Here is a 1,041-nt window from a genome sequence, read left to right as displayed (position 1 = left end):
TTTGGTGGTAATTATGATAATTGAAGGCTAGTGTTCGTTAGAAATTAATGAACGTTACGAATCTAATTTTCTCTTCTGCTGATGTATTTAAAGTTATTTCTGTCGATAATCAGGCTGATCATATAAATATATACGTGCAAAGTCGGCAGAGAATCTGTTTATGCCCAAATTGCTGTGAACCCTCCACCAAATTACATAGTTATTACACACGGAAATTCAATGATTTGCCCACTTTTGGAAAGGCCTGCAGGATCTTTCTGAAGTCTCGTAAATATTATTGTCTCACTGATGAGTGTCCGCTTAAAATTTTTACAGAACGCTATGAAGATCATTTCAAACCATGCAGGCGGACAACAAAGCGTCTGGAAGAAAAGCTATTAGATACTGTTTTGGAATTGGGCGGCAAACCAGCGGAAAGAATATGTCGTCATTTTTCAATACCTGTCAGCGACACTACTTTGCTGAGACTTATCAATAGGGCTCCTTTACCTGATCCTGGCAATTTTACAGCTATAGGGGTTGATGACTGGGCTTACAAAAAGCGGGAAAGGTATGGCAGCATTCTGGTAGATTTAACAACAAGAAGAGTAGTAGATCTGCTGCCCGACAGAGAAGAAAAGAGTTTAATTACCTGGTTACGGAAACAGCCAAAACTTGAAATAATAACCAGAGATCGTTATGGCAAGTACAGGCGTGCGGCAACTAAGGGAGCTCCACAGGCTATACAAGTGACCGATCGCTGGCATTTGTTAAAGAACCTCGGCGAAGCCCTCACTAAAATGATGACCCGTGAATATACCAGATTAACTAGATCATTAGCCCCCAAGATCGAAGAAAGCCCAGTGGAAATACCTGACGAATTGCCTGTTAGAGAAAAAGAAGTGGCTACTATGGGAATTATAAGGCGACGGTTTGATGAGATGAAGAAATTACAGGCAGAAGGCTTATCAATAAAAGGAATTGCAAGACAATTGGGTATGCACAGGGAAACGGTTAGAAAATACATGTTGACAGAAAACCTGGTCCGTAAATCCTACAAGG

At 40.6% G+C, this 1,041-nt stretch carries 1 protein-coding gene; it reads left to right on the top strand.

Annotated elements, in window-relative coordinates:
* Positions 1 to 47: 47 nt before the first annotated feature.
* On the top strand, positions 48 to 1,041 hold a 994-nt coding region (locus tag HDC92_RS24980), incomplete at its 3' end, for an ISL3 family transposase (protein ID WP_183877591.1).

The organism is Pedobacter sp. AK017 (assembly GCF_014200825.1).
GTDB lineage: Bacteria > Bacteroidota > Bacteroidia > Sphingobacteriales > Sphingobacteriaceae > Pedobacter > Pedobacter heparinus.
This window is presented reverse-complemented; position numbering and strand designations above follow the sequence as displayed.